13 protein-coding genes and 1 tRNA gene are annotated in these 13,603 nt (G+C 33.3%); 2 read left to right on the top strand and 12 right to left on the bottom strand.

Features of this window, described 5'->3' with window-relative positions:
- Positions 1-2: 2 nt before the first annotated feature.
- Positions 3-79 (bottom strand) — tRNA-Ile (locus tag FcAc13_RS04995).
- 232 nt (positions 80-311) lie between these two features.
- Here FcAc13_RS04995 and FcAc13_RS04990 point away from each other — a divergent pair.
- Both FcAc13_RS04990 and argE read left to right on the top strand, forming a co-directional pair.
- Positions 312-677: a DUF4156 domain-containing protein gene (locus FcAc13_RS04990; RefSeq protein WP_187755112.1), complete on the top strand. Its 366-nt coding sequence runs from the start codon at positions 312-314 to the stop codon at positions 675-677.
- Positions 678-1,575: 898 nt separating this feature from the next.
- Positions 1,576-2,733, top strand: a complete 1,158-nt coding sequence (gene argE / locus FcAc13_RS04985; protein ID WP_187755158.1) for an acetylornithine deacetylase — start codon at positions 1,576-1,578, stop codon at positions 2,731-2,733.
- 81 nt (positions 2,734-2,814) lie between these two features.
- On the opposite strand, the gene aroA is transcribed toward argE, so the two are convergent.
- From aroA to FcAc13_RS04925, 11 genes are all read right to left on the bottom strand, one after another.
- Positions 2,815-4,113, bottom strand: a complete 1,299-nt coding sequence (gene aroA / locus FcAc13_RS04980) for a 3-phosphoshikimate 1-carboxyvinyltransferase (RefSeq protein ID WP_187755111.1) — start codon at positions 4,111-4,113, stop codon at positions 2,815-2,817.
- 156 nt (positions 4,114-4,269) lie between these two features.
- On the bottom strand, positions 4,270-4,839 hold the full coding sequence (locus FcAc13_RS04975) for a UbiX family flavin prenyltransferase (protein ID WP_187755110.1): 570 nt from the start codon (positions 4,837-4,839) through the stop codon (positions 4,270-4,272).
- 206 nt (positions 4,840-5,045) lie between these two features.
- On the bottom strand, positions 5,046-5,219 hold the full coding sequence (locus FcAc13_RS04970; protein WP_187755109.1) for a hypothetical protein: 174 nt from the start codon (positions 5,217-5,219) through the stop codon (positions 5,046-5,048).
- A gap of 451 nt (positions 5,220-5,670) precedes the next feature.
- Positions 5,671-6,546 (bottom strand): helix-turn-helix domain-containing protein, encoded by an 876-nt coding sequence (locus FcAc13_RS04965; protein WP_187755108.1) that lies wholly within the window; start codon positions 6,544-6,546, stop codon positions 5,671-5,673.
- Positions 6,547-6,691: 145 nt separating this feature from the next.
- Positions 6,692-7,474: an IS1 family transposase gene (locus FcAc13_RS04960; RefSeq protein ID WP_187755107.1), complete on the bottom strand. Its 783-nt coding sequence runs from the start codon at positions 7,472-7,474 to the stop codon at positions 6,692-6,694.
- Positions 7,475-7,614: 140 nt separating this feature from the next.
- On the bottom strand, positions 7,615-8,334 hold the full coding sequence (gene truC / locus FcAc13_RS04955; RefSeq protein ID WP_187755106.1) for a tRNA pseudouridine(65) synthase TruC: 720 nt from the start codon (positions 8,332-8,334) through the stop codon (positions 7,615-7,617).
- Positions 8,335-9,153, bottom strand: a complete 819-nt coding sequence (locus tag FcAc13_RS04950; RefSeq protein WP_187755105.1) for a pyridoxal phosphatase — start codon at positions 9,151-9,153, stop codon at positions 8,335-8,337. It lies immediately after the preceding gene.
- 187 nt (positions 9,154-9,340) lie between these two features.
- On the bottom strand, positions 9,341-9,949 hold the full coding sequence (gene recR, locus FcAc13_RS04945) for a recombination mediator RecR (RefSeq protein WP_187755104.1): 609 nt from the start codon (positions 9,947-9,949) through the stop codon (positions 9,341-9,343).
- A gap of 424 nt (positions 9,950-10,373) precedes the next feature.
- Positions 10,374-10,712, bottom strand: coding sequence for a YbaB/EbfC family nucleoid-associated protein (locus tag FcAc13_RS04940; protein ID WP_187755103.1), 339 nt, complete (start codon positions 10,710-10,712; stop codon positions 10,374-10,376).
- 557 nt (positions 10,713-11,269) lie between these two features.
- The gene (locus FcAc13_RS04930) at positions 11,270-12,256 is read right to left on the bottom strand and encodes a hypothetical protein (RefSeq protein WP_187755102.1); all 987 of its coding nucleotides are present in this window, start codon (positions 12,254-12,256) and stop codon (positions 11,270-11,272) included.
- Positions 12,257-12,453: 197 nt separating this feature from the next.
- Positions 12,454-13,455 (bottom strand): hypothetical protein, encoded by a 1,002-nt coding sequence (locus FcAc13_RS04925; protein WP_187755101.1) that lies wholly within the window; start codon positions 13,453-13,455, stop codon positions 12,454-12,456.
- Positions 13,456-13,603 lie beyond the last annotated feature (148 nt).

Raw genomic sequence — 13,603 nt, 5'->3', positions numbered from 1 at the left:
AATGGTGGCCCCTACTGGACTTGAACCAGTGACCAATCGATTATGAGTCGACTGCTCTGACCAACTGAGCTAAGGGGCCTTAGTGATGTGTTACTAAGTTAGTAGGGTTGCGATTATAATAGAGTTAAAATTATTTTGCTAGATTTTATTCGCTAAAAATTGATAGTTTGATTATTTATTCTACTTTTTAAGTGTGAATAATAGGGAATTTTAAATTAGATTTGTAATTAAACTTTTCTTAATCCATTAACTTGATACAATAATTTAACTGCTAAATACTGTTTCTGATCAATTTAAAAAAGGAAAACAATATGTTTATAAAAAAAGGGCTCTTTGTTATTGCTATTACTTCTGTTTCTGTTCTTTTGCTTAATGGTTGTGGTTCAAACTATCAACTTTCTCCAGCAGCACAACAAGTGAAATTTATTGATACTAAACCTGATGATCATTGCCAATTTTTAGGTAAGGTTGAAGGTCGTCGTAATACCTTTTTTTCTGGCACTAAAACTCACAGTGAATTAATGAAAGATGCCGCAGCAGATCTCCTTAATAAAGCGGCTGCATTAGGTGGTAATGTTGTTTACCAAGCTCAGGATGCCAGTATGAAATATATTTCCGAAATTGCTCCTACTGATGCAGTAATGGCTGGAGATGTGTATAAATGCTCAGCTAAATGATTTATTATCAATAATCCATTTTAACTTTAAGCAGATAATATCATTTTATCTTTATAACTAATGCAATGTTCGATATGTAACTATAATAATAGTAGTAATAAATTCAGAATAAAGCAAAATGAATGAACGCTATTATCTTTCACATAATAGCGTTCATTTTAAATGATTAATTAATCCTAATCGTTTTATAACAAATTCATTAATTGAATATATATTGTAACTCACGCCCCGCTATTGTTCGGATAGATAATAATAAATAATCCTACAAACTATTGATTTGCATCAACGATGCATTTTTTAAAAATTAATAGCCATCTCATTTGCAGTACAATCTAATTTGCTGTCATCCATACAGGATAATTTGCACTAAAAACGTTGCTATCAGATCTTGGATAAAATTTTTTAATTGATGATCCTGGTTTAGAAAATGATTCTACCATTCCATAACTCTAGCGCATTTATGACTTACAGCTCGCTGATAAATACCTTTAACAAGTCCCTTTTATCCATTAGTAACATTTAATGTTTTCGCCAATTTGTAAATCTATAACTGAAGAGATAGGAGCTTATGTTTAAAGATGTCTAAAAAACTGAACTAAATTAATTTAGTCTGGCAGAGCATCTTATTTTTTGTTCATGTTAAATTGATATTTTATATAATTTATTCACTTTGCAATTTTGAATGCCGTTGATTAATGTTTAAACTTTATAAATTATCGATCGTTTAATCATGCGGCTTTTAATGGTTACCTAAGTTATTAACAATAAGAATAGTTCTTTAATCTATTATGAAATGATTTTGTTTGCATAAATAAGGAATAAATTGCTCAATTAAGTATTGATTATTTTTTGTTATATAATATATTTTCTCACTGATTAACCATTACCTATAAAAATGATGAAACTACCGTCTTTTATTGAAATTTATAATGAGCTTATCACCATTCCAACAATAAGTAATGTAGCTGACGCTAAGTTAGATTACTCAAATAAATTATTGGTGGAAAAACTGGCCAATTGGTTGGCTGATTTAGGATTTAAAATTATTCTCACCCCCATCCCAAATACACGTGATAAATATAATTTACTAGCAACCTATTCAAATAATACTAATGATACTCTGGGGGGATTATTATTGAGTGGACATACCGATACTGTGCCTTTCGATGAAGGTCTGTGGACAAAAGATCCTTTTAAAGTGACGGAATTCGATAATAAATGGTATGGTTTAGGTACCGCTGATATGAAAGGTTTTTTTGCCTTTATTTTAGAATCGCTACGCGATATCGATCTAAAATCACTTACCAAACCCTTACATATTTTAGCAACGGCTGATGAAGAGATTACAATGGCTGGTGCGGCGTATTTTGCTCAACACGCTAAATTACAACCAGATTGTACCATTATTGGTGAACCAACTTCATTAATTCCAATCCGCGCTCATAAAGGATTTGTTTCAAATGTCATCCGCATAACAGGCAAATCTGGACATTCTAGCGATCCTGAGAAAGGTATCAATGCCATCGAAGTGATGCATCTGGTAATCGGCAAATTGTTAGAATTAAAACAAAAATTAAAAAATGAATATCATAATAACAGCTTCGCCGTTCCTTACCCAACGATGAACTTAGGGATTATTAAAGGGGGAGATGCTGCAAATAGGATCTGTGGTTGTTGTGAGCTTATTATGGATATCCGAGCCTTACCTGAAATGGATATTCATTCACTTTATGATCTTTTATGCCAAACTTTACAACCCATTAGGAATCAATATCCAAATCGCATTGATATTGCTTATGAAGTCGATCCTATTGCTGGCTATGAATGCCAACATGATAATCCTGCCTTGCAGGAAGTTGAAAAACTCGTTAATCAATCCGCACAAACTGTAAATTATAGTACTGAGGCACCATTTTTAAATCAAATTGCACCGACTATTGTTCTCGGACCGGGATCGATTGAACAAGCTCATCAACCTGATGAATTTGTTGATATGAGTTATCTCAAACCAACTAAAGCAACATTACAAAAATTAATTCAACGTTTTTGTATGTAAGTAACTTTGCTAATAGATTGCATGAAATAGCGCAGTAAATTGTTATTAATTCCACTGCGCTTTGCTTAAGAGATTTATTGATTAGCCTTTAATTTTACTCATTTTGGCAAATTGCTCAAAATAAGTTGGAAAGGTTTTGGCTGTACAATTGGGATCTAAAATGGTTACTGGTGTATCAGATAATGCGAGCAAAGAAAAGCACATTGCAATACGATGATCATTATAGGTTTTGATTTTCGCGTATTTTAACTGTACGGGTGGTACAATAGTGATATAGTCCTGCCCCTCTTCTACTTCTGCACCAACTTTTCTTAATTCTGCGGCCATGGCAGCTAAACGATCGGTTTCTTTAACCCGCCAATTATAAATATTGCGAATCGTCGTTGGTCCTTTAGCAAATAAAGCCGTAGTTGCAATGGTCATTGCCGCATCGGGAATATGATTCATATCCATATCGATCCCGTTTAACTCGCCTTTACGACATTCGATATAATCATCTGTCATAGTAATTTTGGCGCCCATTTCTTCTAGCACTTTGGCAAATTGGGTATCGCCTTGTAAACTTTGTTTACCAATGCCACTGACACGTACAGTTCCACCTTTAATAGCTGCGGCGGCTAAAAAATATGAAGCAGATGACGCATCACCTTCAACTAAATAGGTTTCTGGCGAGAGATAATGTTGGCCTGCTTTGATCACAAATTTTTGATAGTGATAATTTTTCACCTCAACCCCAAAAGTTGCCATCATTTTAATGGTAATATCAATGTACGGTTTTGATACTAAATCACCGATAATAGTAATTTCGGTATCTTGTGCAGCTAGTGGAGAGGCCATTAATAATGCGGTTAAAAATTGACTAGATACCGAACCATTAACTTGAATTGCTCCGCCTTTAAATCCACCATGAATCTGCAAAGGAGGATAGCCATCATTCTCCAAATAGTCAATTTTAGCACCGCCCTGACGTAAGGCATCGACTAAATGTTTTATTGGGCGTTCTTTCATTCTGGGTTCACCAGTTAAAACGATATTATTATCTCCTAAACACAAAGCTGCAGCTAATGGACGCATCGCAGTACCAGCATTACCTAAATAAAGTTCTAAGGGTTTATCAACGGTAAAGAATCCTGCTACTCCAGTTATATCACAAATGGTTTTATCATCAGAAAGTTGATAATGAACCCCTAATGCTGTTAAAGCATCTAGCATATAACGAACATCATCACTATCTAATAAATTGGTTAAACGTGTCGTACCTTTAGATAGCGCGGCAAGTAATAAAGCCCGATTTGATACACTTTTAGAACCTGGTAAATTGATCGTACCAGAAAATAATTCTATCGGTTGTAAGGTAATTTCATTATATGAATCAGCCATCAATATTCCCTTATTTATTAAAATATAGAGCATTGTAGAAGGAATACACCGATAACTCAATAAAATCATTATCGCTTTTATTTATGAAAATCATAAGTTTTTGGTTATTCCGAAAGAAATTGAATCTACATCATGGTTAGCCAATAATTTTCGACATTATTGATGATCATGCAATCCTTGCCAACTTTTTGCGCTCGGATGATTTAAATCAAATTGTGCCAAAATACGCACCGCAATATCCGTTAAAATATCATCAATTGTTTGAGGATGATGATAAAATGCCGGATTTGGCGGAATGATTGTTACCCCCAGTTTGGATAGATAGAACAAATTGTCTAGATGAATTGTACTTAATGGTGTTTCGCGAGGAACAATAATTAGTTTCCGACGTTCTTTCAAGATGACATCGGCGGCGCGACTAATTAAATTATCAGCAAATCCGCATCGAATCGCTGCCAATGTTTTCATACTACATGGCACAATGATCATACCATCCGTCTTAAAAGAACCACTCGCTATCGATGCACTTTGATCATTTACTGAATGCACTACATCTACCATATCACATAGTGTTTGATAGCTCATATCACATTCATGCTGAATCGTAGTTTTACCCCATTTCGATACAATTAAATGTACTGTTACATTAAGCTCTTTTAATTGTTTAATCACTTTGATAGCTAACGGTGCACCAGTTGCTCCGGTAATAGCGACAATAATTTTCAACTTAATTTACCTCATCAGTTGATATAATTGATTTTGGTTAACAATTTAGATACATCGCTATTCATAAAGTATTAAATTGATGCTACATTAGCATCTTATTTAGCGATTTTTTGTCAATACTTTTTGGGTAAAGCCCAAGCTATTATTCATCATTTTTAAATAATCAATCTTAATATTCCCTATCGGTGTTGGTATAAAATGTGCTACTAAATAGCATAGTCTAAAACGTTGTCGAGTTTTTTCTGCTTGATTATACAATAATGAAATGACCCCATGATACTAAACACTTTAACTTTACCTATAAAAAACGTTTGATTGGTAACAGTATCGGCAACTTGCTGATTAAATAGCATAATCTTTGCGTGCTGACTCGTTATCATTAAAGATACGCTATTTAAATCAAAAACATAAAACAGTTACAACCGATGGTCGATTATCTTGAACACTGCGTAGTGTTAAAGTGGTCTGTTTTTTTAAATCATCCGCTATTTTTATTAGAGCCCTTTCATCGCTTAGCAAGCTTTTATTACCAAAACATTTTACTGCTCATTATAGCAATCAATCATTAAATTTTCTCCTAACAATTACGTTAGCTTTTGTAGAGATTTATTAGATAAGTAGCTAATAATATTATTCGTTGTTATTTTTTAAGTTGACTATATGAACGATTATTTCTTAATCTTAATCGAGGTAATCGCAATGACACTAAAAATGCATAATACATAATTATATATGTTAGATAGTTAATCTTAAGCGTTCTTGCAAGGATCCACGTCTATTAATCTTAATTTTGATTACACAATTTATCAGTCAGATTATTTTTCAACCGATTTACTCATAACGCATTACTGTGGTTTTTAGCAAATCGATTGCTTGCTGATTTTTAGCACTATTTTGCCATAATCGATGAAACAATTGTTGGTAGCGTTTAATCGCCTCATGTGAAGCGGTGATTGAAGCAATTCCCGTGGTAACATTGGGTAATTCACCTAAACGAAAGGGACTTACCGCTAAAGCCAGCGGTTGCTGCTGCTGATAAAAAATCTGGAAGGTTAACGATGGAATACTTTCTTGGGTAATCGCAATTTCAATTTTATTACCATGTAACTCTAATAGATCAATTAAATGACATACCTCTTGCTTTGCTAAATAACAACGTTGCTTTCGTTGCTCAGAAGAAACATTCATATTGCCGATTAACCCTAAATGTAACAAATGTTCTACATTCTGCAAACCAATAAGATTCAAAATCCGTGGAAAATGGGTTAGATAATTTTGTTTACGTTCTTTTAAAATAGCTAATGTCGCAGCGATCTTTACGCTATCTTGTGGAAGATTTGCCTCGGCTAACATTGTTGCTAAATGTTGCAAATAATTATCAGACATTAATAGAAACGAAAATGGATCAAAATGAGACATTATATGGCTGGATTGTTCTTCTAATTGTTTCATTCGTTCGAAGAAACCATCTCCACTAGAATAGTATTCATTATCAACACCTAATAAACTTGTTAAAGATGTATCGAGTAAAACTGCAAGGCGATCAAGTGTTTCAATTTTAATGAGTTCACCTTTTTCTAAACGATAAACCGCTGCTCGAGAAATGTTTAAACGCTTTGCTACATCCTCCGCTTTTAATGAAGCCGCAATTCGATAAGCGCGTAATCGTTGACCGATAGCGATATAATCAATCGTTGTTTTATTCATAACATTCTCAATTTTATTTATATTTTATCAAGTAAACCACAGCATTTTGGGATAAAAATTTTATGGCACATTGTTAAATTTTAGGCTTTAAATTTATTTGCTAACAAAATAACGCTTAAATCTCATAATATTGAAATTACCAATGCTAATTCTTTCGTCCTAAAATCCATTCATGTAAAACTAGCAACCCTTGATGTTGAATTATTTTTAACCAAATTTTTCTATTTTTAAAGATAGTTGTTCGGCATAAACCTAAATCGAGTTGCATCTCATCAACGTTTTTTCCTCTTGCTAACAAATCGATCATTAAAAACCATTTATCACTGTGCCGTAAATGTTCAAGCCCAGTTCCTTTCAAATAGCTGAAATATCGCCAACATTGATTACAACGAAATTGCGCACGTTTTTCAGTTATGCGATTTGTTTTCATTGAGCCACAATAAGGGCAATTCGCATGTGTAACATTAAGCTGGTCATTAATCCATGTTTTTAATTCATTAACCTGTTGAATAATAATTTGTGGTAGCTCATTTTTGGGAGCATAAATAAAATTTTGACTCCATTGAAATAACTCGGGATAAACAGTTTGCATATACCTATCAATCGCTTGAATACGATTTTTCACAACCGCAATACTGTAATTTAATTCTTCACGGATCATAAACAAACTTTGTCCACACAACCGACGTATGGCAATGACGGGTAAATCTTCAATGGGTGTTAAACGATAGAAAGGGGTATTTAGACTTCGATTAAACCCTTTATGACAAGCCTTACAACGGTAATATTTAGGATGATCATGAACTAAATAAAATTGATTATATTGACAATATGGGCAATATGACGGCTTTGCATCTAATGCTTTAAGATCAGCAATCAGCTGATCAGCGTAAGGCAATAAATGTGTTGGAACAAAATTACTATACATTGCAATCTCTCCAATAGCTGGCAATAGCCTTAGTTTATCGCAAATTTAGCTTTAATGATATTAGCATAACGATATATCTCGTGATGATGGCTTGCAGTTGATCATTAAATAAATAATTGTTCCGTAATTTAGAACAATATTTAGTCAACTAATGGTTTAAACTGAGTAATAATATTTTGCCATTGAATTCCAGTTGGGGCATTAATTATGATAGTTTGCTGAGTAATTGGATGTATAAATGTTAACTCGCTGGCATGTAACATTAACCGATGTATGGCAAAAAACTCACTAAATGCTCGATTCTGATGTAGATCGCCATGTTTACTATCACCAAGAATAGGGTGAAAAATGTGTTTCATATGACGCCGTAATTGATGTTTCCGGCCGGTTAACGGTTTTAATTCAATTAAGCTGTAACGTGCTGTTGAATATTTACCCACTGCCATGGGAATCTCAATTTGACTTAAGGGACGATAATGCGTAATTGCAGATTGTGCGGGTTTATTTTTATGACTAAATTTATCAGCAATTTTATCGAGTTCTTCGACTAGAGGATAATCAATAATATTTGCCTGATTGACATATCCACGTACTACGGCATAATAAATTTTTCGCGGTTGATGCATAGCGAATTGGGTTGCCATTAAATTAGCTATTTGGCTTGATAAAGCAAATAGTAAAACACCAGACGTAGGGCGATCTAAGCGATGAACAGGATAAACATGCTGCCCGATTTGATCACGCAGCGTCTGCATAATTACCACTTTTTCTTGCTTATCTAACCAACTACGATGCACTAACCAACCAGATGGTTTATTAATTGCAATCAGATAATCATCTTGATAAAGAATATCTAACATTTATAAAAAAATACGACTCAACTCTTCAGCAATACTCGGACTATTATTATCACCAATCACCCGATCTACCTGTTGTTTGATTTCATCATCGGAATTGCCCATTGCAATGCCCAAACCGGCCATAGTTAACATTGATAAATCATTATAATTGTCACCGAACGCAATAATTTGTTCTAAGGGAATTCCTTCATGTTTTGCCCAATTGGCTAAACCGCTTCCTTTACTGTTGCCTTTTGCAGCAACATCAGCACGATTGACCCAGGACCATTCACATTCAAAATCACCTTGTTTTTCAAGCTCAGCAGAAAATGCTTGTAAAACTGGAATGTCATGTGAACTGGTCGCAAATTTAAAAATTTCTTTAGCATTATCGATTAATGTCATAAAACTATCGACTTTTACATATTCGGGTTGCAAATGAGGTGGTAAAGTTTTTGTCCACTCAAATAAACTTAGAAGATGATCATCAAGGACTTCATAAGTAATATATTGATCGGTATATACCAAAGTATGAATTTTATACTGGTTAACTAAATTAACCAACTTTTTAGCTTGATCTTTTGTTAATGGATTGGCATCGAAATAGGCTTTTTTCTCAAAATCATAAAGATATGAGCCGTTACAACAAATAGCAGGAGTGGTTAATTGTAATTGATGATAATAAGGATAAATCATGGAGTGATGACGTCCGGTAACTAAAATAACTTTAATCCCCATTTGCTTAAGTTTATTTAATACCTTAACGGTTTCCGGTAGAATGATTCGTTGATTATTTAATAAAGTCCCATCCATATCAAACGCAACCGCTTTATAAGTCATATTTGGCTCCTTAATTTTTGTTATCATCAATTTAATCTCTCAAAACTGAATCATAATTCAAAGTGGATTGGTAGCATAAATTTTAAAAATTTTCATTACCATCTTCTGGAATTATCACCGTTATATACCATCATATTTGTATTATGAATAGAACTTCTATACTATTTTAGGCAGTAATAAAATACTATTAAGAAAGATCGATTTTTTGCCTACCTAAAAATGAATGAGATAATGTCGTACCATCTACGGTTTCTAAATCGCCACCAACTGGCACGCCGTGAGCAATACGTGTTGCGACTATATTGAATTGATCACACATTTGGGCGATAAAATTAGCCGTCGCATCACCTTCAATCGTTGGATTGGTAGCTAAAATTACTTCTTTAATGGATTCATTTGCTAACCGTTGTTTTAAAATATCCAAACCAATTTCGTTTGGACCGATTCCATCTAATGGCGACAAATGACCTAGTAGCACAAAATACCGTCCGCTATATTGACCGGTTTGTTCAATAGCAAGTATATCTGATGGTGTTTCAACAACACATAATTGTCCACTTTGTTGTCGCTTGATGTTGCCGCAAATTCGACACTGTTCTTGTTCGGTAAAAGTCCGACAATCTTGACAATGTCCTATATTTACCATTGCATCATGCAATATTTGCGCTAATTTAATTCCACCGTGGCGATCACGTTGTAATAAGTGATAAGCCATACGCTGGGCTGATTTTGGTCCAACACCGGGTAAGCATCGTAAAGCTTCAACTAAAGATTCTAAAAGTGGACTAATTTGCATTTAACAATCCAAATATCAAACATAAATAATTTAACCAAAGAAGCGTTTTAACAAAAACAGCTTATAAAATAGCATCCAATATAATTTCACATAGCAAACAAATATCATTAAAATGCCGAACGCTGCCAGTTAATGTGAATTAAAACATAGCTACATTGAAAGTTTCCCAAAAAACAACAGCCAATGAAGTGATCAGCAGTTAATTTTAGTAATTTAAGAATATAAGTTATTCCAGTTGAAAATAGTACAACTCAATAACAAAAGAAACCAAAATAACGTTAGTCAATTTACAGCTGCACTACAAGAGTCAACAATCTCTGCCAAAGTAGAACAAAAACTTATTTGGAGAAATAAATCTATAACCTATCACAAACTAAACAGATGCTGAAAATACTAACGGTAAACAGTAATGCATTAGTATGCTCTAAAATGGCATTTTGAAACCGGGAGGTAATTGCATCCCACCTGTAACTTGTGCCATTTTTTCTTTTTGCGCATCATCTAAGCGACGACTCGCATCATTGAACGCAGCAGCAATCAAATCTTCTAACATATCTTTATCATCATCAGTAAGTAAAGATGGATCGATTGCGACACGACGACAATTATGTGCACCATTTACGGTAACTTTAACCAACCCAGCGCCAGACTCTCCAGTTACTTCCATTTGTGCTATCTCTTCCTGAACTTTCTGCATGCGTGTCTGCATTTGTTGCGCTTGCTTCATCAAATTACCCAGACCACCTTTACCACCAGAAAACATATTACTTCCTCTTAATCAATAATTGTCAATATTTGAAACTGGGTCATTATATTACAGAGGATTAATACTTTCATCATTTTTTGCTTTAAAAAATTAAGATAACCGCGGCTTTACTAATTTTGTTAACCATTTTTCCAGCTTAATCACATTTAATCAAAAAGAATACTTGAGATATCTGAAGGGGGAGAATGTGTTTGTCCAATTAAGCTTTAACATTAATATAGACTTATATGCTAACGATAACTTGCTAATGTTTCACTTAACCATATCATAATCATATTTGCTGTATTTTTTACTAAATAACCATATCTTGATTGCACAAGTAATATTACATGTTGCTCATCAATGTGTTTTAAAAAGGCATTAATCGCAATTTGTTTAATTAATGGCGGTAAAGCTAACGCCCCTATTTTCAGTACTAGTCGTAGTTAGTTACTCGCGAACATCAATTTATATTATTATGCAATAGCCGGTGATTAACCGGCATTCAAATAAAGTTAACGCCTTTAGTTATGAACGAACTATCATAAAACAGTAAAAATAAAAGTTTCAACAAGTTAACCAAAAGAGCGTTTAAGAAAAAAACGACTTATCAAATAGAGCGCAAAATAATGTAAGCCTATAAACCAAATAAGGATTAATAATGATGACTTAGAAATATCCAGCAATGTTGGTAAAACAATCGAAATAATAATAGTGATTAAAATATAGCCCACTATAGCAAACGCACCAGCACTTAATAAACTACGCGTTGGTAGCCATTGATAGGTTCGCACAATGACTTTTTGACCAGCGGTATATATTACTACAAAATTTACCAACATGACTATAAAACTAACTACATGAACTAGCAAATAATGCTCATAGGATATTGTCGGGAGATTAAATAAAAAAATGAATGATGCGCAAATGTTCCAAGTTATGCCGTGCGTTACTGCACAAAATAATGCACTAAAAATCATCGCATACAATTTTGGCAATGCTTTCTCTGTTTTTGGATAAGCTGTATCTTGATTAACAATTTGTTGCGACTGAAACGTTTGGCTGTTTTCAATTGTCGGGATGTCAAAAAAACGCTTACTTAGCGCAATCAAAATATAAAGAACAAATCCCTCAATATGTAATCGCGCAATAAAAGTAAAAAGTGCTGCTATTTGAAAAATCAACAGAAAAAACTTCGGGTCATTTTCATATAAATCAAAACTCGCTTGATATTTTAATAATATTGATTTAGTTAAATTTACTGCAAATGAGTATATTAAAATGTTAGCTGTATATGAAATAACAACTAAAACAATCGCTAATATGATTGTGAGCTGATAATTTTTAGTGGTTAACAAATACAACTTTTGCTGATTGAAAAAAATACAACTCAATAACAGAATAAACCAAAAAAACGTTAGCTGTTTCATTCCTGAAGTAAGACTGCTATAAATAATTGTCTCTAGCGGTAAAGTGTAAAAAAAATTGAGTCGTAATAAAGTTACCCCCCATAATAAAATAAAACAAACAATTGAAAATAATAATGGTAAACGGTAGTTCATATTCCCTTCCTAAAATTATATCCCATGGCTAAGTTATGCCATTTTTCTTTTTGTGTCATCGAAATAACAAACTGTATGATTAACTGCGCTAGCAATTATTGTACAATAGCCGGTAGCTTACCGGCATTCAAATAATGTTAACGTCTTTGGTTATGGGCGAACTGTCATAAAACAGTAAAAATAAAATTTTCAACAAGTTAACCAAAAGAGCGTTTAAGGAAAAAACGACTTATCAAATAGAGCGCAATATACCGTAAGACGATAAACCAACACAGAAATGAAGAAAGTGAGTGTGATATAGCCAGAGATATTGATAAACCAATCAAGATAATAGTATTTACCAAAATAAAGACTACTATAGTAAATGCACTAGCACTTAATAAACTACTTGTTGGGAGCCATTGATAAATACGTTTAACTGAATTCTGCGTTGTGATATATAATAGAGTAAAATCTGCTAGTGTAGTCACTAAACCCGACAGTAGGATTATATTGATATATTCTGCAAAATGAATTGTTACTCCAAATATATAAAAAAAAGTTCTATAAAAATACCAAATTATACCGTGCGTTACTACACAAAATAATGCACTAAATATCATCCCATACAATTTTGGCAATGCTTTCCCTATTTTGGGATTAGCTGTATTTTGATTAACAATCTGTTGCGACTGAAACGGTTGGCTATTTTCAAATATCGGTATATCAAAGTAACCCTTATTTAATAACGCTAAACCATAAAGAATTAATCCACTAATAGGTAAAATGCAAGCAATATTAAATAGTTGGGGTATGGTGGAAAAAACCAGTAGCATAACTCTGGGGTCATAAGTACTAAAATCTAACTCGGAACTTGAATTGAACATAGAGTCCCATAACGTTGATGAAATTATTTTTAGCGAAAATTCACGGAGTAAAAATTCAGTCAGACAGAAAATAACCGAAAAAACAATCGCTAATATGATTGTGAGCTGATAGTTTTTAGTGGTTAACAAATACAACTTTTGCTGATTGAAAAAGATACAACTCAATAACAGAAAAAAGAAAAAAAACGTTAGCAGTCGTATTCCTGAATCAAGAATGCTATCAATAATTGTCTCTAACGGTAAAATGGTTAAAAATTTGAATTGTAATATAGTTATCACCCATAATAAAATAAAACAAACAATTGAAAATAATAATGGTAAACGATAGTTCATATTCCCTTCCTAAAATAGTATTCAATCGATAAGTTGTGGTGTTTTTCTTTTTGTGTCATCGAAATAACAACCTGTATGATTAACTGCGCTAGCAATTATTGTACATTAGCCGGTAGCTTACCGGCATTCAAATAATGTTAACGTCTTT

Origin of the sequence: Frischella japonica (genome assembly GCF_014489845.1) — a bacterium.
Lineage (GTDB): Bacteria > Pseudomonadota > Gammaproteobacteria > Enterobacterales > Orbaceae > Frischella > Frischella japonica.
The sequence above is the reverse complement of the archived record's forward strand: the minus strand, read 5'-3'. Positions and strand labels throughout refer to the sequence as shown.

What these genes read in the sequence shown, in the direction of transcription:
- FcAc13_RS04960 (WP_187755107.1), bottom strand. Translation starts at nt 7,474, where the DNA reads ATGTATAGTAATTTTGTTCCAACACATTTATTGCCTTACGCTGATCAG.
- FcAc13_RS04925 (WP_187755101.1), bottom strand. Translation starts at nt 13,455, where the DNA reads ATGAACTATCGTTTACCATTATTATTTTCAATTGTTTGTTTTATTTTA.
- FcAc13_RS04965 (WP_187755108.1), bottom strand. Translation starts at nt 6,546, where the DNA reads ATGAATAAAACAACGATTGATTATATCGCTATCGGTCAACGATTACGC.
- FcAc13_RS04950 (WP_187755105.1), bottom strand. Translation starts at nt 9,153, where the DNA reads ATGACTTATAAAGCGGTTGCGTTTGATATGGATGGGACTTTATTAAAT.
- recR (WP_187755104.1), bottom strand. Translation starts at nt 9,949, where the DNA reads ATGCAAATTAGTCCACTTTTAGAATCTTTAGTTGAAGCTTTACGATGC.
- FcAc13_RS04970 (WP_187755109.1), bottom strand. Translation starts at nt 5,219, where the DNA reads ATGATAACGAGTCAGCACGCAAAGATTATGCTATTTAATCAGCAAGTT.
- argE (WP_187755158.1), top strand. Translation starts at nt 1,576, where the DNA reads ATGAAACTACCGTCTTTTATTGAAATTTATAATGAGCTTATCACCATT.
- FcAc13_RS04940 (WP_187755103.1), bottom strand. Translation starts at nt 10,712, where the DNA reads ATGTTTTCTGGTGGTAAAGGTGGTCTGGGTAATTTGATGAAGCAAGCG.
- FcAc13_RS04990 (WP_187755112.1), top strand. Translation starts at nt 312, where the DNA reads ATGTTTATAAAAAAAGGGCTCTTTGTTATTGCTATTACTTCTGTTTCT.
- truC (WP_187755106.1), bottom strand. Translation starts at nt 8,334, where the DNA reads ATGTTAGATATTCTTTATCAAGATGATTATCTGATTGCAATTAATAAA.
- FcAc13_RS04930 (WP_187755102.1), bottom strand. Translation starts at nt 12,256, where the DNA reads ATGAACTACCGTTTACCATTATTATTTTCAATTGTTTGTTTTATTTTA.
- aroA (WP_187755111.1), bottom strand. Translation starts at nt 4,113, where the DNA reads ATGGCTGATTCATATAATGAAATTACCTTACAACCGATAGAATTATTT.